Genomic DNA, 18,164 nt, shown 5'->3' with positions numbered 1-18,164 from the left:
AAAGGGGCTGCTAGGTAACTTGCAGCCCCTTTCACTCAGCGCTTGTCCCACACCTCGAAATGGTAGACAGGCTTGCCCTCTTCCGCTTGTGCCTGGCTCGCGCTCAAGGTCCACTGGCCTTTGTCGAACTCGGGAAACCAGGCATCGCCTGGCGGTGATGACTCCACCCGGGTCAGGTACATCCGGCTGACCAGCCCCTTCTGCAGCGCTTGCCCATAGAGCTGCGCCCCACCGATCAGCATCAGCTCGCCGACGCCCTGCTCCAACGCCCACTGCTCGGCCCGCGCCACGGCAGCTTCCAAGGACGCGAACACCTCGGCACCTGCCAGCTGCAGACCCGGCTGGCGGCTGACGACCAGGTTCAACCGTCCGGGCAGGGGTCGGCCAAGCGAATCCCAGGTCTTGCGCCCCATGATGATCGGCTTGCCCAAGGTGGTGGCCTTGAAGTACTTGAAGTCCCCAGGCAAGTGCCAGGGCATGGAATTGTCGATGCCGATCACGCGGTTCTCGGCGTGAGCCGCGATCAGGCTGAGGGGAAGTGATGTATTCATAGCCGCGAGGATAGCACCGGGCGTCTGGGTTATGCTTCTGCACTGAACCACGTACTGGAAGACCCTGTGACTGCACTGACTGCACTGGACAAGCGCTGGCTCACCGAAGCGATACGCCTGCGCGAAGAACACGCGGGCCTGCTCGACGATCAGGAGGCCAACCGCCACGCCCGCCAGCACGGCGGCGACCTGGCCGCGCGGATTCAGACGCGCGCACTGTTTCTTGCCGAACGCGACGGCACCACTGGTGCCCTGCGCCATTGGCAGCAAGGCGCTCGGCTGGCATTGCTGGTGTTGTTGCTGCTGGCCCTTGGCAGCGGCGCGGGGCTTGCGTTCGCCGCCCTGGGCGATGGCCTGCGCCCGGTCAATGTGTTCTGGGCGTTGGGCAGTTTGTTGGGGCTGAACCTGCTGATGCTGCTCGGCTGGGCCGTCGGGTTTGCCCTGAGTGGCGAGCACGGCGCCATCCTCGGGCGCCTGTGGTTGTGGTTGAGCGAGCGTCTGGCCCGCGATGCCAAGGCCGCGCATCTGGCGCCTGCCCTGCTGGTGCTGTTGCAGCGCGAGCGCCTGAGCCGCTGGCTGCTCGGCCTGCTGGTGCACAGCCTGTGGCTGCTGGCGATGGCCGCGGCGCTGGCAATGCTAGTGGCCTTGCTGGCTACGCGCCGTTACGGCTTTGTGTGGGAGACGACCCTGCTCGCCGCCGAGCCGTTCATCACCCTCACCCAAGGGCTGGGCGCACTGCCTGCGCTGCTGGGTTTCGCCGTGCCTGACGAGGCAATGATCCGCGCCAGCGGCGACACGCTGACGGCTGTGGATAGCGCTCGGCAAGCCTGGGCCAGTTGGTTGCTGGGCATAGTGCTGGTGTATGGCGTACTGCCGCGCCTGCTGCTGGCGGCACTGTGCCTGTGGCGCTGGCGCCAGGGTCGGGCGCGCCTGAGCCTGGACCTCAGCCTGCCGGGTTATGCGCAACTACGCGATGCCTTGATGCCCCGCAGCGAACGGATTGGCGTGCACGACGCCGCTCCCGATGCGCTGCCGCACTTTTGCGCTGATCAGCACGCACCCAGCAGCAGCGGCGCGCTGTTGGTAGGCCTGGAACTGGATGACCAGCGCCCTTGGCCTCCTGCTTTGCCTGCAGGGGTGGCCGATGCCGGGATCCTCGATAGCCGCGAATCTCGCAACAAATTGCTCGAGCAGCTCAGCCGCTTCGCCCCCGCCCGCCTGGCCATCGCCTGCGACCCGCAGCGCTCGCCTGACCGTGGCAGCCTGGCGCTGCTTGCGGAGCTTTCACGCAATGCCGGCGCCACCCGCATCTGGCTGCTCCAGGCAGATACGGGCCAGACCCTGGATGCCGAGCGCCTAGGGGACTGGCATGCGGCACTTGATCGCCTGGGTCTGGTCCACGTCGATACCCTGCCTCTGAACTGGTTGGAGCATGGCCATGACTGAGCCGCTGAAACTGGCCGTGGTTGGCCACACCAACGTCGGCAAGACTTCACTGCTGCGCACGCTGACGCGCGATGTCGGCTTTGGCGAGGTATCGCACCGCCCCAGCACCACCCGTCACGTCGAAGGGGCACGGCTATCGGTCGACGGCCAAGCGTTGCTCGAACTGTACGACACGCCCGGTCTGGAAGACGCCATCGCCTTGCTCGATCATCTCGAGCGCCTCGAGCGCCCTGGCGAACGCCTGGACGGGCCAGCGCGCCTCGAGCGTTTCCTGCAGGGCAGCGAGGCTCGCCAGCGCCTCGAGCAGGAAGCCAAGGTGCTGCGCCAGCTGCTTGCCAGCGACGCCGGCCTGTACGTCATCGATGCCCGCGAGCCGGTGCTGGCCAAATACCGTGACGAGTTGGAAGTGCTGGCCAGCTGCGGTAAACCCTTGCTGCCGGTGCTCAACTTCGTCGCCAGCGACCAGCACCGCGAGCCGCAGTGGCGTGAAGCCCTTGCTCGGCTTGGCCTGCACGCCCTGGTGCGGTTCGACAGCGTGGCCCCTCCCGAAGATGGTGAGCGACGCCTGTATGAAAGCCTCGCGCTGCTGTTGGAGGATGCACGCCCCGCTCTGCAGCGGTTGATCGACGATCAGCAAGCGCAGCGCCTGGCGCGCCAGCACAGCGGCAAGCGCCTGATAGCCGAATTGCTGCTCGACTGCGCCGCTTGCCGCCGTAGTGTGGCAACCGAGCCAGCGGCGCAGGCAGCGGCCATCGAAGCGCTGCGCCAGCAAATACGCCAGCGCGAGCAGCGCTGTGTCGAAGCTTTGCTCAAGCTGTATGCGTTCCGCCGTGAAGATGCCAATGCCGATGAGCTACCGCTGTTGGACGGCCGCTGGGGCGATGATCTGTTCAACCCTGAAACCCTGAAGTTGCTGGGCGTGCGGCTGGGCAGCGGGGTGGCGGCAGGCGCCGCGGCAGGCGCCAGTGTCGATCTGCTGGTCGGTGGACTGACAATGGGCGCAGCCGCCTTGGCCGGGGCGATTGCCGGTGGGGCACTGCAGACCGCGCGCAACTATGGTTCGCGGCTGATGGGCAAATTCAAAGGTCAGCGTGAGCTGACCGTAGACGATCCGGTGTTGCGCCTGCTGGCACTGCGCCAGCAACGGCTGATGGCGGCACTGGACAACCGCGGGCATGCGGCCCAGGAACGCATCCGCCTGGACGCGCTGGACGAAAAGGCCTGGCGCGAGGGCAAGCTACCGGAAGCCCTGCACAAGGCGCGTGCACATCCACAGTGGTCCACGCTCAACCCAGGGGCGAAGCTCAATCAGGCTGAGCGCCAAGCGCAGCTCGAGGCGCTGGTTGCACAGATCTGATCCAGCAACCGCCGGGGGTGGCCTTATTTGCGCAGAAGACGCAAGCCGTTGAATACCACCAAGAGGCTTACACCCATGTCGGCGAACACAGCCATCCACATGGTAGCCATGCCAGCGAAGGTAATTGCCAGGAAAATCGCCTTGATGCCCAGCGCCAACACGATGTTCTGCGTCAGGATCGTTGCGCTTTGCCGCGACAGCCTGACGAAGGCCGGAATCTTGCGCAGGTCGTCATCCATCAGTGCCACATCGGCAGTCTCGATGGCGGTGTCGGTACCGGCTGCCGCCATGGCAAAGCCAATCTCAGCGCGGGCCAGAGCGGGCGCATCGTTGATGCCATCGCCCACCATGCCGACACGGTGACCTGCGCCGTAGAGCTGTTCGATGCGTTGCAGCTTGTCGGCCGGCAGCAGGTTGCCCTCGGCGCGATCAATGCCAACTTGCTCTGCGATCGCCTGGGCAGTATGCGGATTGTCCCCGGTCAGCATGACGGTCTTGATCCCCAGCGCGTGCAGCTCGGCGATGGCTTGACGACTGCTGTCCTTGACCGTGTCAGCCACCGCGAACACAGCCAGCGGCCCACCCTGGTCAAGCAGCAGGACCACGGACTTGCCTTGACGCTCCAAGGTCTCGAGCTGCGCTTCGAGTGCCGGGGAGCACAAACCTAGCTCTTCCACCAGGCGGTGGTTGCCCAGGTGGTAGGTCTGCCCTGCAATTTCGCCACGCACGCCACGGCCGGCCAAGGCGACAAAGTCACTCACCTCACTCAACGGCAAGCGCTGCGCCTTGGCCAGCTGGGCAATAGCGCCCGAAACCGGGTGGTCGGAGCGTTCGGCCAGGCTTGCCGCCAGCGCTTGGGCACGCCCCTCGAACGCCGGATCGAGCACCTTCATGTCGGTTTGCACGGGTTTGCCGTGGGTCAGCGTGGCGGTCTTGTCCAACGCCAGATAATCCAGTTTGCGCCCACCCTCCAGGTACACACCGCCCTTGATCAGAATGCCCTTGCGCGCGGCCGCCGCCAGGCCGCTGACGATGGTTACCGGCGTAGAGATCACCAGCGCGCAGGGGCACGCCACCACCAGCAGCACCAAGGCGCGATAGACCCAGTCGAACCAGGCGCCCGCCATGAACAGCGGCGGCAGCACCGCTACTGCCAGGGCGACGAGGAATACTGCCGGGGTATAGATGCGCGAGAAACGGTCGACGAAGCGTTGAGTTGGCGCTCGCGCGCCCTGGGCGTCTTCGACTGCCTTGATGATGCGTGCCAGGGTCGACTGACCGGCGGCGGCAGTGACGCGATAGTGCAACGCGCCGGCCTGGTTGATGGTGCCGGCGAACAGCTTGTCACCAATGCTCTTTTCCACAGGCAAGCTTTCGCCAGTGATCGGCGCCTGGTCAACGCTGGACTGCCCTTGCACCACGTCGCCATCCAGCCCGATGCGTTCGCCCGGGCGCACCCGCACCAAGGCACCCAGTGCCACCGCGCCGACCGCCACCTCTTGCCACGTGCCATCGGCCTGCTGCACGGTGGCCATGTCCGGCGCCAGTCGCATCAGCCCGCCAATGGCATTGCGCGCCCGGTCCAGCGAGCGCGCCTCGATCAGCTCGGCCACGGTGAACAGCACCATGACCATGGCCGCCTCGGGCCATTGGCCGATCAGCACCGCACCGGTGACGGCGATGCTCATCAGCGCGTTGATGTTGAGATTGAGGTTTTTCAGGGCGATCCAGCCCTTTTTGTAGGTGCCCAAACCGCAGCCGATGATTGCCAGCAACGCCAGCAGGGCGACCAGCCATTCAGGGCCTAATGCGGCGAAATGGACTATCTCGGCGGCGAGGGCGGCCACACCCGACAGCGCCAGTGGCCACCAGCGGCGCGGCGGCGCAGCTGCCGGGGTCGAGGCCGCGTCGGCGCCGTCGAGCGGTTCGGCGTGCATGCCGAGGCTGGCGATCGCCCGCTCGATATCGCCCGTATCGGCCAGGGTGTGATGCACGCCAAGCACGCGATTGATCAGGTTGAATTCCAGCTGCTCGATACCCGCCAGCTTGCCGAGCTTGTCCTGAATCAGGCTTTGCTCGGTGGGACAGTCCATGGCGTCGATGCGGAAACGGCTGAGCCGGGCGTGAGCGCTGGTCTGCTCGCGCAGTTGCACGGTAGCAGGGGCCGGCGCAGCGCTGCAGCAGCGATGGGCGTGATGGTCATGCGTGTGGTCATGGCTGACAGGCGAGTTCATGGGACATCCTTAAAATGAGCCTGTTGCCAAGTGAACACCCTGTAGCCACTATAGGGTCAAGCCATGTTGTGGAGATGCCGTGATGAAGATCGGAGAATTGGCCAAAGCGACTGATTGCGCCGTGGAAACCATTCGCTACTACGAGCGCGAGCAGTTGCTGCCGGCGCCCGCGCGCACCGAGGGCAATTATCGACAGTACAACCAGGCCCACGTCGAGCGCCTGACCTTCATTCGCAACTGCCGCACCCTCGACATGACCCTGGACGAAATCCGCAGCCTGCTGCGCCTGCGCGACAGCCCGGAGGGCGCATGCGGCAGCGTCAATGCGCTGATCGATGAGCATATCGAGCACGTTCAAGCCAGGATCGATGGGCTGGTGGCCCTGCAGGCGCAACTGGTGGAATTGCGCAGGCGCTGCAACGCCCAGGGAAACGAATGCGCGATCTTGCAGCAACTGGAAACCAACGGTGCAGTATCGATGCCCGACGTGGAACACTCCCATGTCGGCAGGAGTCATGGGCATTGAAGCGAGCCCGCAGAGGCTCACCTCCAGGCGTACAGGCCCGTCAAACCGCCATCGGCGCCGTCATCGGCGCGTGATGTTCATAGCCTTGCAGGCTGAAATCACTCGGCTCGATCAGCTCCAGCCATTGCGGCTCGTACTTGCCGGTCGTGGCGAATGCCGGCACGCGGTCACTGATTACCAGCTTGGGTGCCTCCAGCGGCTCGCGCTTGAGCTGCTCGTTGAGCATCTCCAGGTGGTTTTCATAGACGTGGGCATCGCCAATGAAGTAGGTGAACCAGCGCGGGGTGTAGCCCGTCAGGCGACCGAACAGCGACAGCAGCGCCGCGCCTTCGGTGAGGTTGAACGGCGTGCCCAGGCCCAGGTCATTGGAGCGAATGTAGAGGGTCAGGGAAATTTCCCTGGTCTGCACATTTGGATGGAACTGGTACAGCAGATGGCAGGGCGGCAGGGCCATTTCATCGAGCTGGGCGCAGTTCCAGCCGTGGAACAGGATGCGTCGGCTGCCTGGGTCGTTGACGATGGTGTCCAGGCACTGGCGTACCTGGTCGATCGCCTTGTACATCACGACGAAGGCTTCGCCGTGCTCCTCATCCTGGGCGATGCGACGAAAACCTGCCTGCTCGGCCATCTCGATGGCGGCCGGGTTGCTCAGCGCGATGCGCTTGTAGCCGGGCCATTGGCGCCACTGTACACCGTAGATCTCGCCGAGATCGTCATGCCCCTGGCGGAACGGGTTGGCCAGCCACTGGGCGTTTTCGTTGGCGTTCTGGTCCCAGACCTTGCACCCCAGGTCGCGGAATTCGCCGGCGTTCTTTACGCCACGCAGAAAACCGACCATTTCGCCGATCGCCGACTTGAAGGCCAGCTTGCGCGTGGTAATGGCCGGAAAGCCCTTCTGCAGGTCGAAACGCAGCATGGCGCCCGGCAGACTGATGGTGCGGATGCCGGTACGGTTTTCCTGCAGCGTACCGTTGTCGATGACGTCGCGGACCAGGTCCAGATACTGTTTCATGGCTTACCTGTAACGAAAACGGCAGAGGGATCACCCCTGCCGTGGAAAAAATCAGGCGGTTTTCGCCGTGGGTTTGCGATTATAAGCCCACCAGATCAGGCCAAGGCCAGCGAGGATCATCGGCACGCAGAGAATCTGACCCATGGTCAACCAACCCCAGGCGATGTAGCCCAGCTGCGCATCGGGTACGCGGACGAACTCGACGACGAAACGGAAGATCCCGTAGAACAGCGCGAACATGCCGGACACCGCCATGGTTGGCCGCGGCTTGCGCGAGTACAGCCACAAGATGACGAACAGCGCCACGCCTTCCAGGGCGAATTGATACAACTGCGAGGGGTGACGCGGCAGTTGCGCCGGATCGCTGAACGGTGGGAATACCATCGCCCACGGCACGTCAGTGGCTTTGCCCCACAGCTCGGCATTGATGAAGTTGCCGATGCGCCCTGCCCCCAGGCCGATCGGCACCAGCGGCGCGACGAAGTCCATCAGCTCGAAGAACGACTTGTTATTGCGTTTGCCGAACCACAAGGCAGCCAGCATCACGCCGATGAAGCCACCGTGGAACGACATGCCACCTTTCCATACCTCGAAGATCAGCGTCGGGTTGGCCAGGTAGGCGTGCAGGTCGTAGAACAGTACATAGCCCAGGCGCCCGCCAACGATCACCCCCATCGATAACCAGAACACCAGGTCGGACAGCTTTTCGCGGTTCCAGGTGGGATCGAAGCGATGCAGCCGACGCGAGGCCAGCAGCCAGGCACCGCCGATGCCGACCAGGTACATCAGGCCGTACCAGTGGATTTTCAGGGGCCCGAGCGCTACGGCAACGGGGTCTATCTGCGGGTAAGGCAGCATGGAACGTCCTCTTGGTTCAAATCAGAAAGCTGAGGCCTACGCAGAACAGCAAGGCTGCGAACAGGCGTTTCAACAGCCGTGGCGACAACCGGTGTGCCAGGCGTGCGCCGAAGCGGGCGAAAAACATGCTGGTCACGGCGATGCCGATCAACGCCGGCAAGTACACGTAACCCAGGCTGTGGGGCGGCAGATCGGCATCGTGCCAACCCAACAGCATGAAACTCAAGGCGCTGGCCACCGCGATCGGCAGGCCACAGGCCGAAGATGTAGCGACCGCCTGCTGCATCGGCAGGCTGCGCCAGGTCAGAAATGGCACGGTCAGCGAGCCGCCGCCGATACCGAAGATTGCCGAAGCCCAGCCGATCACTGCGCCAGCCCCCATCAGCGCAGGCTTGCCAGGCTTGCCGCCGCTGGCCTTGGGTCTGAGATCCAGCGCCATTTGCGCAGCGACGATCAAGGCAAAGACGCCGATGATCTTCTGCAACTGCGGCCCCTGTATCAACGATGCGGTCTTGGCGCCGATACCGGCACCGATGAGGATGCCCAGCGTCATCCAGGCGAACATCGGCCATTGCACCGCCCCTTTGCGGTGGTGCTCGCGCACGGCATTGATCGACGTGAAGACGATGGTCGCCAGCGAAGTGCCCACCGCCAGGTGGGTCAGCACCGAGGCATCGAAACCTTGCAAGGTGAAGCTGTACACGAGCACCGGCACGATGATGATGCCGCCACCCACACCGAACAGGCCGGCCAGCACGCCGGCGCAAGCGCCCAAGAGCAGATAGAGCACGAATTCCATTCGGCTTCCCCGAGAAAACGATCCGGCATGGTAACGGAAGCCGACCCCGGGCCTCTAGTGAACTCTGTGACAGGATGGATCGCTGCCTGTTCAGTGGGTACAGTGGGCAAAACACACGGAGGCCACAAGCGATGTGCCTGATCGTTTTCGCCTGGCGGCCGGGGCATGCCCTGCCGCTGATCGTTGCCGCCAACCGCGATGAATTCTATGCTCGCCCCACTCAGGTCCTGGCAGCTTGGGAAGATGCACCTGGGGTGTACGCAGGGCGTGACCTGGAAGCGGGCGGTACCTGGCTGGGCGTCGGTCCGCAGGGACGTTTTGCGGCCCTTACCAATATCCGGGAGCCAGGCCAGCCGCTTGGCTCGCGCTCGCGTGGCGAACTGGTGGCCGCCTACCTGCAAGGCACGCTCAGCGTAACGGCTTACCTTGAACAGGTGGCCAGCCGTCGAGGGCTCTATAGCGGCTTCAATCTGCTGGCTGGCGATCATCACCAATTGGCTTACCTGAACGCCCGGCAGGGCATGCCACGTTTGCTCCAGCCCGGGACCTACGGGCTGTCCAATGCCGGCCTGGATACGCCATGGCCGAAGCTGATCAAGGCACGCAGCGGTCTTGAGCGCCTGCTGGACGCAGCAGATCCACAGCGTTTGCTGGAGCTGCTGGCCGATGACGCGCCAGCGGCGGACGCGGAGTTGCCAGAGACGGGGGAGGGCATGGCGACAGAGAAACTGCTCTCGAGTGTGTTCATCGCCAGCCAGACCTACGGCACCCGGGCCAGCACCGTGTTAATGGTCGATGATCAGGGAACAAGGCGACTGGTCGAGCGCAGTTTCGGCCCCTTCGGCGGGCAACTGCGGGAGGTCAGCCTGGAGGTATGAGCCTGCCTGCCTGGCGGGCCAATAGCCCGCCAGGCAACCTACGCCAATCAGAGGGGCTTGTTGGCGCCTGGCCCGATCATGCGTGCCAGGCCAAGGTTCTTCAGCGCCAGCTGCAGCGAGCTGTGGATAACTTGCGGGTTGTCGTGACTCAGCGCTTCTTCCAGAAGCTCCTTGGCGCGGCTCATGTTCACCTGACGCAACATCCACTTCACCTTCGGCAGGTTGGTGGCGTTCATCGACAGGCTGTCGAAGCCCATGGCCATGAGCAGGATCGCTGCCGCCGGGTCGCCCGCCATCTCGCCACAGATGCTCACCGGCTTGCCCTCGCCGTGGGCATCTCGCACCACGGTGTTGAGCGCCTGAAGCACGGCCGGGTGCAGGTAATCGTACAGGTCGGCAACCCGCGGGTTGTTGCGGTCGACTGCCAGCAGGTATTGCGTCAGGTCGTTGGAGCCAACCGAGAGGAAATCCACCTGACGCGCCAGTTCCTTGGTCTGGTACACGGCAGCGGGGATCTCCACCATCACGCCCACTGGCGGCATGGGCACGTCGGTGCCCTCGTCGCGCACCTCGCCCCAGGCGCGGTGGATCAGGTGCAATGCTTCTTCCAACTCGTGGATGCCGGAGATCATCGGCAGCAGAATCCGCAGGTTGTTCAGCCCCTCGCTGGCCTTGAGCATGGCGCGGGTCTGGACCAGGAAGATTTCCGGGTGATCGAGGGTGACGCGAATGCCGCGCCAGCCCAGAAACGGGTTTTCTTCCTTGATCGGGAAGTACGAAAGCGCCTTGTCACCGCCGATGTCGAGGGTACGCATGGTCACTGGCAAGGGGTGAAACGCTGCCAGTTGTTCACGATAGATCGCCAGCTGCTCTTTCTCGCTGGGGAAGCGTTGGTTGATCATGAACGGCACTTCGGTGCGGTACAGCCCGACACCCTCGGCGCCGCGCTGCTGAGCACGGGCGACATCCGCGAGCAAGCCGGTGTTGACCCACAGCGGCATGCGATGGCCATCAGGGGTGACGCAGGGCAGTTCGCGCAGGGCATCGAGGCCCTGGGCCAGCTGGCGTTCCTCTTCGACCACGTCGCTGTATTGCTTGCGCAGCACATCGCTGGGGTTGGTGAACACCTCGCCCTTGTAGCCGTCGACGATCATTTCGATGCCATCGACCTTGGAGTACGGCAGGTCGACCAGGCCCATCACCGTGGGAATGCCCATGGCGCGGGCCAGGATGGCAACATGGGAGTTACCCGAACCCAACACCGACACCAGGCCGACCAACTTGCCCTCGGGCACTTCGCCGAGCATCGCCGGGGTCAGTTCTTCACTGACCAGGATGGTGTTCTCGGCATACACCAGCGACTGCGAGCGGGCCTCCTGCAAATACGCCAGCAAGCGCCGGCCCAGGTCCTTGACGTCGGAGGCGCGCTCGCGCAGGTAGTCGTCATCCATCAGCTCGAAGCGGTTGACGTGCTCGCCAACCACCTGGCGCAACGCGCCCTGGGCCCATTGGCCGGTCTTGATGACCTGGATCACTTCGCCACCGAGGGCGGCGTCTTCGAGCATCATCAGGTAGACATCGAACAAGGCGCGCTCTTCCGGGCGCAGCTGGGTGGCCAGCTTGGCCGACAGCTTGCGCATGTCGGCACGCACCCCTTCGAGGGCGTTGTGGAACAGTTTCAGCTCCGCATCGATGTCATCGACGGTCTTGTCCGGCACCACTTCCAGGTCCGCCGGTGGCAGCATCACCACCGCACGCCCGACAGCTGCGCCCGGCGAGCCTGGCACACCGACGAAGCGTGCCTCCTGAATGCCCTTGCCCTGGCGGCCGAGGCCACGGATCGAGCCGGTCGCCTCGGCGTGGGCGATGACCCCGGCCAGCTGCGCGCTCATGGTCACCAGGAAGGCTTCTTCGCCCTCGTCGAACTGGCGGCGCTCTTTCTGCTGGATGACCAGCACGCCCACCACCCGGCGATGGTGGATGATCGGCGCACCGAGGAAGGAGGCGAATTTCTCTTCGCCGGTTTCGGCAAAATAGCGGTAACGCGGGTGATCGGCGGCGTTTTCCAGGTTCAGCGGCTCTTCCCGGGTACCGACCAGGCCAACCAGGCCTTCGTTGGGGGCCATGCTGACCTTGCCGATGGAGCGCTTGTTCAGGCCTTCGGAGGCCATCAGTACGAAGCGATTGGTTTCGGGGTCGAGCAGATACACCGAGCAGACCTGGCTGCCCATGGCCTCCTTGACGCGCAAGACAATGATCCCCAACGCCGTCTTGAGATCTTTGGCGGAGTTCACTTCCTGGACGATCTTGCGCAGCGTATTGAGCATGGCTCGGGGTCGAACTCCGTCGTCAGTCGCGCGTCAAAAGACGCGGTGCAAGCTCTTTCAAGGCGCGGCGGTAGACTTCACGCTTGAACGTCACCACCTGGCCCAGCGGATACCAGTAGCTGACCCAACGCCAGCCATCGAACTCAGGCTTGCCGGTCAGGTCCATCCGCACCCGTTGCTCATTGCTCACCAGGCGCAGCAAAAACCATTTCTGCTTCTGGCCGATGCACAGCGGTTGGCTGTGGGTGCGGACCAGCCGCTGGGGTAAACGATAACGCAACCAGCCGCGGGTGCAGGCAAGAATTTCCACATCTTCGCGTTCAAGGCCAACTTCTTCGTTCAGCTCACGGTACAGGGCATCTTCCGGCGTCTCGTCAGGGTTGATACCACCCTGTGGGAATTGCCAGGCATCCTGGTTGATCCGTCGAGCCCATAGCACCTGCCCGACATCATTGGTCAGAATGATGCCGACATTGGGGCGAAAACCATCCGGGTCGATCACGGCAGCAACCTCGCAAACGCATGTCACCGCATTGTTCCACAAAGCCTGCGAGCGCAGCAACGCGCCCGCCACGCTTATGTGCGGCGCAGAGAACACGGCATGTTTGCAGGTATCGCGCGGGTTTGGGGGCGCCGGCGCGCGCTCAGACCGGCTTGGCGCCCATCAGGGCCGCGGTGCCAAGCAGGCAAACGCCGCTGAACACGGCCAGGGCCAGCGTGAGGCGCAAACCCACCGCCTCGGCCTGGCGCAGCCGGTTCAAGCGCACCAGCAACCAGCAGACGGCACCGGCGCCCAGGGTGTAGAGGATGCTGGAGCCCAGTAACCATGCCTGTCCCAGCGGCCAGCCGATCCGATGCACCAACCACCAACCGCTCACCGGCAGGCTCAGCAGCGCCAGCACCATCACCAGCCAGACCCACAGCAACGGCCAGCGCAGCAGCTTGGCGCAGGCTTGGGCGTCACCCCGGCGACGGCCGCGCACGGTCCAGATCGCCAGGCCCAGCCCGCCGAGCAGCAGCAGCGCGGCGGCGACGGTGTGGAGGATTTTCAGGGTGGTCAGGTGTTCCATGCGCGGGGTGTCCTCGAACGGGCCATCAGCCCAAGCTTAGCCGCTCAGCCCAGGAACAGCGTGTACGCCGGGTTGTCGGTCTCGTCCCAGTAGGGGTAACCGATCTTGGCCAGCGCTGCCGGCACCAGATGGCGTTCCTCGGCAGGCACCTGCAGGCCGGCCACCACGCGGCCGTCGGCCGCACCGTGATTGCGGTAGTGGAACATCGAAATGTTCCAGCGCCCGCCCAGCTTGTTGAGGAAGTTGAACAGTGCCCCCGGCCGCTCGGGAAACTCGAAACGCAGCACCATTTCATCGCTGGCACCGGCCGAATGGCCGCCGACCATGTGACGAATGTGCAGCTTGGCCAGTTCATTGTCGGTCAGGTCGGTGACCGGGAAGCCCTGCTCGATCAGGTTCTGCACCAACGCAGCACGTGGGTCGTTTTCCGGATGCGTCTGCACGCCAACGAAGATGTGCGCCTCGTCGGAGGTGTGCTTGCGGTAGTTGAATTCGGTGATCTGGCGCTTGCCGATGGCCTCGCAAAACGCTTTGAAACTACCGGGGCGCTCGGGAATGGTCACCGCGATGATGGCTTCGCGTTTCTCGCCCAGTTCGGCGCGCTCGGCCACGTGGCGCAGGCGGTCGAAGTTGACGTTGGCGCCCGAGTCGATGGCGACCAGGGTGTGGCCACTGACGCCGGTGAGTTCGACGTATTTCTTGATGCCCGCCACGCCCAAGGCCCCGGCAGGCTCGGTGATCGAGCGGGTATCGTCATAGATGTCCTTGATCGCCGCGCAGATCTCATCGGTGCTGACCGTCACCACGTCATCCACGTAATGCCGGCAGATGTCGAAGGTATGCTGGCCGATCTGCGCCACCGCCACGCCGTCGGCGAACAGACCGACCTGCGGCAGCACCACCCGTTCACCGGCAGCCATGGCCGCCTGCAGGCAGTTGGAGTCGTCCGGCTCGACGCCGATCACCTTGATTTCCGGACGCAGGTATTTGACGTAGGCGGCAATGCCGGCAATCAGCCCTCCGCCGCCCACCGGCACGAAGATCGCGTCCAGACGGCCAGGGTGCTGGCGAAGGATCTCCATGGCCACGGTGCCTTGCCCGGCAATGGTGTGCGGGTCGTCGTAGGGATGGATATAGACCAGGCCCTTCTCGTCGACCAGCTTCAGCGAATAGGCCAGTGCTTCGGGGAACGAATCGCCGTGCAGCACGACCTTGCCGCCACGCGAGCGCACGCCTTCGATCTTGATCTCCGGTGTGGTCTTGGGCATCACGATGGTCGCCTTGATGCCCAATTCCCGCGCGGCCAGCGCCAGGCCCTGGGCATGGTTGCCGGCCGAAGCGGTCACCACGCCACGGGCCAGCTCCTGCTCGGTCAGTTGCGCGAGCTTGTTGTACGCCCCGCGAATCTTGAACGAGAACACCGGCTGCAAGTCTTCGCGCTTGAGCAGGATCTGATTGCCCAGCCGCTTGCTCAGCTGCCCGGCAGCGTGCAAGGGGGTTTCGACAGCGACGTCGTAGACGCGCGAGGTGAGGATCTTCTTGACGTACTGTTCGAGCATCGGGAAAGCATCACTGGCCGCGGGACGAGGGCTGCGAGTCTACCGCAGCGCTACGTCGGGCGACCACAGCAAAGCCACCCGAGCCGGTATACTAGGCTCTTTTCACACCGCCCTGCCCCTTCCGGAGCCCGCATGACCCAGGACCAACTCAAACAGGCCGTCGCCCAGGCCGCTGTCGACTTCATTCTGCCCAAGCTCGATGAAAACAGCGTCGTCGGCGTCGGCACCGGCTCGACTGCCAACTTCTTCATCGACGCGCTAGCCCAGCACAAGGGCGCCTTCGATGGCGCGGTGGCAAGCTCCGAGGCCACCGCTGAGCGTCTGAAGGGTCATGGCATCCCGGTGTATGAGCTCAATAGCGTCAGTGAGCTGGAGTTCTACGTCGATGGTGCCGACGAGAGCGACGCGCACCTGAACCTGATCAAGGGCGGCGGCGCCGCATTGACGCGCGAGAAGATCGTGGCGGCGGTGGCCAAGACCTTCATCTGCATCGCCGACGGTAGCAAGCTGGTGCCCGTGCTGGGTGCCTTCCCGCTGCCGGTCGAGGTCATTCCAATGGCCCGCAGCCACGTGGCGCGTCAGTTGGTCAAGCTGGGCGGCGACCCGGTGTACCGCGAAGGCGTGGTCACCGACAACGGCAACGTGATTCTCGATGTGCACAACCTGCAGATCACCGACCCGGTGCAGCTCGAAGCGCAGATCAATGCGATCGTCGGCGTGGTCACCAATGGCCTGTTCGCCGCCCGCCCTGCCGATCTGCTGCTGCTGGGCACCAGCGAAGGCGTGAAAACCCTCAAGGCCCAGTGATGGCTTGCTGCGGGGCAAGTCGCGTTGCCCCGCAGCGGCTCAATCGGCCAGCGGCTTGAACACGTAGAACAGGTTCGGCTCACTGACCATGTAGATGGTGCCTTGCTCGTCCATGGCGATCCCCTCAGCCTGCGGCACCGTCGCCTGCAAACCCTGATAACCCTTGCGCAACGACAGGCTGCTCAGCGGTTTGCCCTCGACATCCAGCTCCAGTACCAAGCGTGACTCGTCAGAAAGCGCCAGCAGGTGCCCACTGCGCTCATCGAACTGCAAGCTCGACAGGTCGCGCACGAACAACCGCGCATCGCGCTTGCGGTCCTGCACCACATGCACCGCATACGGCTGCTTGGGGTCGCGATGGGGAAACCCGTGGATCTGATAGATGAGCATTGGATCGCGCTCCTTGGCCACGAACAGACGGCGCCCGGCCGAGTCATAGGCCAGCCCTTCGAAGCCCTTATTGCCGTTGAGGCCGATACCCAGGCTCAACTGCTCGGCGTCGGCGGCATCGAGAAACGGCGTGGTGTCCTCCAGACGCACCAGGATCAGCCGCTGCTGACGCTCATCGGTGATCACGTAGGTGTTGGGGCCCACATACTCCACCGCCTCCGGATCGCCGAAGCCGGTCAGCGGCACGCGACGCAGAATGCGCCCCTCCAGCGACAGCTCGATCAGCTCCGAACGGGCATTGGTGACGGTGAACAGGGTTCTACGGTCCGGGTCGTAGGTCAGCGCGGAGAGATCATCGTCCAGCCCCTCGACAGGTTGCGCCTCGAGCACCACTCGGTAGCGATCGAGGCCGATCCCTTGCGCGGCTGGCTGCCACCACTGCTTGAGGTTGAACCAGCCCCGTTCGAACAAGCGAAACTCCTGGGCGGCCAGCCCGGCAAGCAACAACGCAGCCAACCCCAGCAGTACAGGCAGACGAACAAATCGACGCATCACGGTAGACTCGACAAGAAGATGACGAATCTAACCATGGGCCACTGAAGCGAATCTTAAAATCGGCATGGACCGATCGCGCTACTGCTTTTTCTTGAAACGGTAGAACAGGTTAGGCTCGCTGACGATGTACAACGTGCCTTGCTCGTCCATGGCCACGCCTTCGGCGCGGGGAATGGTATTTTGCAGGCCGTTGAAGCCGCCCAGCAGGGTCATGAAGCTGACCTGCCGGCCTTGCTCGTCGAGTTCGAGCAGCATGTTGGAGTCGGCCGACAGCACCAGCAGGTGGCCGGTGCGCGGGTCGATCCCCAGGGCCGACAGGTTGCGCAGGTCCAGTTGGTCGCTGGGCAGTCGCTGTTTCTCGCCCTTGAGCGGGCTGCGGCCGTCGCTGTTCCAGGTGTAGAGCTTCGGCGGACGCTCTTCACCGATCACCAGGCGCTGGCGCATCGGGTCCCAAGCCAGGCCCTCGAAGCCCTTGTTGCTGTTGGCCGACTCGCCCAGGTCGTAGCTGGGGAAATCAGCATGATTGAGGACTGTGGTGTGGGCGTCGAGCTTGATCACGGTCAGATCGTGTGAGCGCTCATCGGTAATGGCCAGATGGCCGTCTTCCAAGACGGCAACGCCTTCCGGATTGCTCCAGCCCAGCAGCGGCATCTTGCGCAGCACATCGCCATCCAGGCTCAGCTCGACCAGAAACGGGTTCTTGCCCATGACCGCGAACAGGGTGCGGGTGCGCGGGTTGAAGGCGACGTCGGAGGCTTCGTCGTCCTCCATGCCTGGCAGCACCTTGGCGTCGATGTCGACCTGATAGTCTGGCAACCACACGCTCTCACTGCGCTCGGCGCTGCTCTCGAAGCTTTCCTTGACCCACAGCGCACCGCGGTCGTCCCAGTGCATGGCCACGGATACGCCATAGGCGATCACTGCGAACACGGCCGCGACGAATGGCCAGCGCAGGAAGAAACGACGCTTGGGCGAGGCGGAGGCGTGACTGGGCGATGACATGCAAAGGTCCTGGAGCGATGAGCGAGGTTCGCGCATTATGCCGATGCAGTGTGAAAAAACGGTAAAGGGTAGTGGCCTGGTCGCTATCCGTGGCCAGGCCACTGCCTGCGCAATCAGCGCACGCGGCTCTCGAAGCGGCACACCCCCGGCAGTTCGAGCACCAGTTCATCACCGACGTTGAATGGCCCTACCCCGGCCGGGGTGCCGGTGAGGATCACGTCACCCGCCTGCAGCGAAAACTGCGCTGCCATGTGCTGGATGATCGGCACGATGGGGTTGAGCATCATCGCGCTGTTGCCATCCTGACGAACCTCGCCGTTGATGGTCAGGCGCACGGGAATGTCGGTGACGTCTTCAAAGGAGGCGGCGCTGACGAACGGCGGCAGCACGCAGGCGCCATCGAAGCTTTTGCACAACTCCCACGGCAGGCCGTTTTCCTTGAGCTTGGCCTGCACATCGCGCAAGGTCAGGTCCAGTGCCGGCGCGTAACCAGAGATGGCATCGAGCACTTCTTCGACCGACGCATGAGCCGACAGCGGCTTGCCCAGCAGCACGGCGATCTCCGCCTCGTAGTGCACGGAACCACGGTCGGTCGGAATCTTGAACCCACCTTCGAGCGGCACCACGCAGCTGCCCGGTTTGATGAACAGCAGCGGTTCGGAAGGAATGGGGTTGTCCAGTTCCCTGGCGTGCTCGGCATAGTTGCGACCGATGCACACCACCTTGCCCAGGGGGAAATGGATGCGCGTGCCGTCTACGTACTGGTGCTGGTAACTCATGGCCGACTCCTTTG

Annotated in this window: 17 protein-coding genes; 5 read left to right on the top strand and 12 right to left on the bottom strand. The window is 64.0% G+C overall.

The window, feature by feature from the left end; translation table 11 throughout:
- Window positions 1-35: 35 nt before the first annotated feature.
- Complete coding sequence (locus FS665_RS17690) at window positions 36-551, bottom strand: dihydrofolate reductase (protein WP_145191183.1); 516 nt, start codon at window positions 549-551, stop codon at window positions 36-38.
- A 54-nt stretch (window positions 552-605) separates the two neighbouring features.
- Here FS665_RS17690 and FS665_RS17685 point away from each other — a divergent pair, with 54 nt between their 5' ends.
- Both FS665_RS17685 and FS665_RS17680 read left to right on the top strand, forming a co-directional pair.
- A complete protein-coding gene (locus FS665_RS17685; protein ID WP_178108365.1) occupies window positions 606-1,997 on the top strand; it encodes a DUF2868 domain-containing protein in 1,392 nt (463 codons plus the stop codon).
- Window positions 1,990-3,354, top strand: a complete 1,365-nt coding sequence (locus FS665_RS17680) for a GTPase/DUF3482 domain-containing protein (protein ID WP_145191177.1) — start codon at window positions 1,990-1,992, stop codon at window positions 3,352-3,354. Before FS665_RS17685 ends, FS665_RS17680 begins: the two co-directional genes overlap by 8 nt.
- A 23-nt stretch (window positions 3,355-3,377) precedes the next feature.
- Here the strand turns inward: FS665_RS17680 and FS665_RS17675 are convergent, their stop codons facing one another.
- Window positions 3,378-5,588: a heavy metal translocating P-type ATPase gene (locus tag FS665_RS17675; RefSeq protein WP_145191174.1), complete on the bottom strand. Its 2,211-nt coding sequence runs from the start codon at window positions 5,586-5,588 to the stop codon at window positions 3,378-3,380.
- Between the two features lie 82 nt (window positions 5,589-5,670).
- Between FS665_RS17675 and cadR the strand changes: the two genes are divergently transcribed.
- Entirely contained in the window at window positions 5,671-6,114 is a 444-nt protein-coding gene (cadR, locus tag FS665_RS17670) for a Cd(II)/Pb(II)-responsive transcriptional regulator (RefSeq protein WP_145191171.1), read from the top strand.
- A 40-nt stretch (window positions 6,115-6,154) separates the two neighbouring features.
- Here cadR and FS665_RS17665 read toward each other — a convergent pair whose 3' ends face one another.
- Genes FS665_RS17665 through FS665_RS17655 form a run of 3 tightly spaced genes read right to left on the bottom strand, consistent with a single transcriptional unit; the run spans window position 6,155 to window position 8,783 of the window.
- The gene (locus FS665_RS17665) at window positions 6,155-7,126 is read right to left on the bottom strand and encodes a thymidylate synthase (RefSeq protein ID WP_145191168.1); all 972 of its coding nucleotides are present in this window, start codon (window positions 7,124-7,126) and stop codon (window positions 6,155-6,157) included.
- A gap of 51 nt (window positions 7,127-7,177) precedes the next feature.
- Window positions 7,178-7,984, bottom strand: a complete 807-nt coding sequence (lgt, locus tag FS665_RS17660; RefSeq protein WP_145191165.1) for a prolipoprotein diacylglyceryl transferase — start codon at window positions 7,982-7,984, stop codon at window positions 7,178-7,180.
- Window positions 7,985-8,000: 16 nt separating this feature from the next.
- Entirely contained in the window at window positions 8,001-8,783 is a 783-nt protein-coding gene (locus FS665_RS17655) for a sulfite exporter TauE/SafE family protein (protein ID WP_145191162.1), read from the bottom strand.
- A 131-nt stretch (window positions 8,784-8,914) separates the two neighbouring features.
- Here FS665_RS17655 and FS665_RS17650 point away from each other — a divergent pair, with 131 nt between their 5' ends.
- Complete coding sequence (locus FS665_RS17650; protein WP_145191159.1) at window positions 8,915-9,661, top strand: NRDE family protein; 747 nt, start codon at window positions 8,915-8,917, stop codon at window positions 9,659-9,661.
- A 47-nt stretch (window positions 9,662-9,708) separates the two neighbouring features.
- On the opposite strand, the gene ptsP is transcribed toward FS665_RS17650, so the two are convergent.
- The 4 genes from ptsP to ilvA form a co-directional block, all read right to left on the bottom strand.
- Entirely contained in the window at window positions 9,709-11,988 is a 2,280-nt protein-coding gene (gene ptsP / locus FS665_RS17645) for a phosphoenolpyruvate--protein phosphotransferase (protein WP_145191156.1), read from the bottom strand.
- A gap of 22 nt (window positions 11,989-12,010) precedes the next feature.
- Complete coding sequence (locus FS665_RS17640) at window positions 12,011-12,490, bottom strand: RNA pyrophosphohydrolase (protein ID WP_145191153.1); 480 nt, start codon at window positions 12,488-12,490, stop codon at window positions 12,011-12,013.
- Window positions 12,491-12,632: 142 nt separating this feature from the next.
- On the bottom strand, window positions 12,633-13,058 hold the full coding sequence (locus tag FS665_RS17635) for a DUF2269 family protein (protein WP_145191151.1): 426 nt from the start codon (window positions 13,056-13,058) through the stop codon (window positions 12,633-12,635).
- Window positions 13,059-13,102: 44 nt separating this feature from the next.
- On the bottom strand, window positions 13,103-14,617 hold the full coding sequence (gene ilvA, locus FS665_RS17630; RefSeq protein ID WP_145191149.1) for a threonine ammonia-lyase, biosynthetic: 1,515 nt from the start codon (window positions 14,615-14,617) through the stop codon (window positions 13,103-13,105).
- 132 nt (window positions 14,618-14,749) lie between these two features.
- Between ilvA and rpiA the strand changes: the two genes are divergently transcribed.
- Window positions 14,750-15,424 (top strand): ribose-5-phosphate isomerase RpiA, encoded by a 675-nt coding sequence (gene rpiA, locus FS665_RS17625; RefSeq protein ID WP_145191146.1) that lies wholly within the window; start codon window positions 14,750-14,752, stop codon window positions 15,422-15,424.
- Between the two features lie 39 nt (window positions 15,425-15,463).
- Here rpiA and FS665_RS17620 read toward each other — a convergent pair whose 3' ends face one another.
- The 3 genes from FS665_RS17620 to FS665_RS17610 all read right to left on the bottom strand — a co-directional run bounded on the left by FS665_RS17620 (window position 15,464) and on the right by FS665_RS17610 (window position 18,150).
- Window positions 15,464-16,366, bottom strand: coding sequence for an SdiA-regulated domain-containing protein (locus FS665_RS17620; protein WP_145191142.1), 903 nt, complete (start codon window positions 16,364-16,366; stop codon window positions 15,464-15,466).
- An 81-nt stretch (window positions 16,367-16,447) separates the two neighbouring features.
- Window positions 16,448-17,371 carry an SdiA-regulated domain-containing protein gene (locus tag FS665_RS17615; RefSeq protein ID WP_145191138.1) on the bottom strand — a complete coding sequence of 308 codons (924 nt, stop codon included), beginning with the start codon at window positions 17,369-17,371 and terminating at the stop codon, window positions 16,448-16,450.
- Window positions 17,372-17,484: 113 nt separating this feature from the next.
- Window positions 17,485-18,150, bottom strand: coding sequence for a fumarylacetoacetate hydrolase family protein (locus FS665_RS17610; protein WP_145191135.1), 666 nt, complete (start codon window positions 18,148-18,150; stop codon window positions 17,485-17,487).
- Window positions 18,151-18,164 lie beyond the last annotated feature (14 nt).

It is taken from the genome of Pseudomonas sp. URMO17WK12:I11, from assembly GCF_007677725.1.
In the GTDB taxonomy this organism is placed as follows: domain Bacteria; phylum Pseudomonadota; class Gammaproteobacteria; order Pseudomonadales; family Pseudomonadaceae; genus Aquipseudomonas.
This window is presented reverse-complemented; position numbering and strand designations above follow the sequence as displayed.

Coding starts and splice junctions, on each gene's coding strand:
- FS665_RS17690 (WP_145191183.1), bottom strand. CDS start 551: ATGAATACATCACTTCCCCTCAGCCTGATCGCGGCTCACGCCGAGAAC.
- FS665_RS17680 (WP_145191177.1), top strand. CDS start 1,990: ATGACTGAGCCGCTGAAACTGGCCGTGGTTGGCCACACCAACGTCGGC.
- FS665_RS17675 (WP_145191174.1), bottom strand. CDS start 5,588: ATGAACTCGCCTGTCAGCCATGACCACACGCATGACCATCACGCCCAT.
- cadR (WP_145191171.1), top strand. CDS start 5,671: ATGAAGATCGGAGAATTGGCCAAAGCGACTGATTGCGCCGTGGAAACC.
- FS665_RS17665 (WP_145191168.1), bottom strand. CDS start 7,126: ATGAAACAGTATCTGGACCTGGTCCGCGACGTCATCGACAACGGTACG.
- lgt (WP_145191165.1), bottom strand. CDS start 7,984: ATGCTGCCTTACCCGCAGATAGACCCCGTTGCCGTAGCGCTCGGGCCC.
- FS665_RS17655 (WP_145191162.1), bottom strand. CDS start 8,783: ATGGAATTCGTGCTCTATCTGCTCTTGGGCGCTTGCGCCGGCGTGCTG.
- FS665_RS17650 (WP_145191159.1), top strand. CDS start 8,915: ATGTGCCTGATCGTTTTCGCCTGGCGGCCGGGGCATGCCCTGCCGCTG.
- ptsP (WP_145191156.1), bottom strand. CDS start 11,988: ATGCTCAATACGCTGCGCAAGATCGTCCAGGAAGTGAACTCCGCCAAA.
- FS665_RS17635 (WP_145191151.1), bottom strand. CDS start 13,058: ATGGAACACCTGACCACCCTGAAAATCCTCCACACCGTCGCCGCCGCG.
- ilvA (WP_145191149.1), bottom strand. CDS start 14,617: ATGCTCGAACAGTACGTCAAGAAGATCCTCACCTCGCGCGTCTACGAC.
- rpiA (WP_145191146.1), top strand. CDS start 14,750: ATGACCCAGGACCAACTCAAACAGGCCGTCGCCCAGGCCGCTGTCGAC.
- FS665_RS17620 (WP_145191142.1), bottom strand. CDS start 16,366: ATGCGTCGATTTGTTCGTCTGCCTGTACTGCTGGGGTTGGCTGCGTTG.
- FS665_RS17615 (WP_145191138.1), bottom strand. CDS start 17,371: ATGTCATCGCCCAGTCACGCCTCCGCCTCGCCCAAGCGTCGTTTCTTC.
- FS665_RS17610 (WP_145191135.1), bottom strand. CDS start 18,150: ATGAGTTACCAGCACCAGTACGTAGACGGCACGCGCATCCATTTCCCC.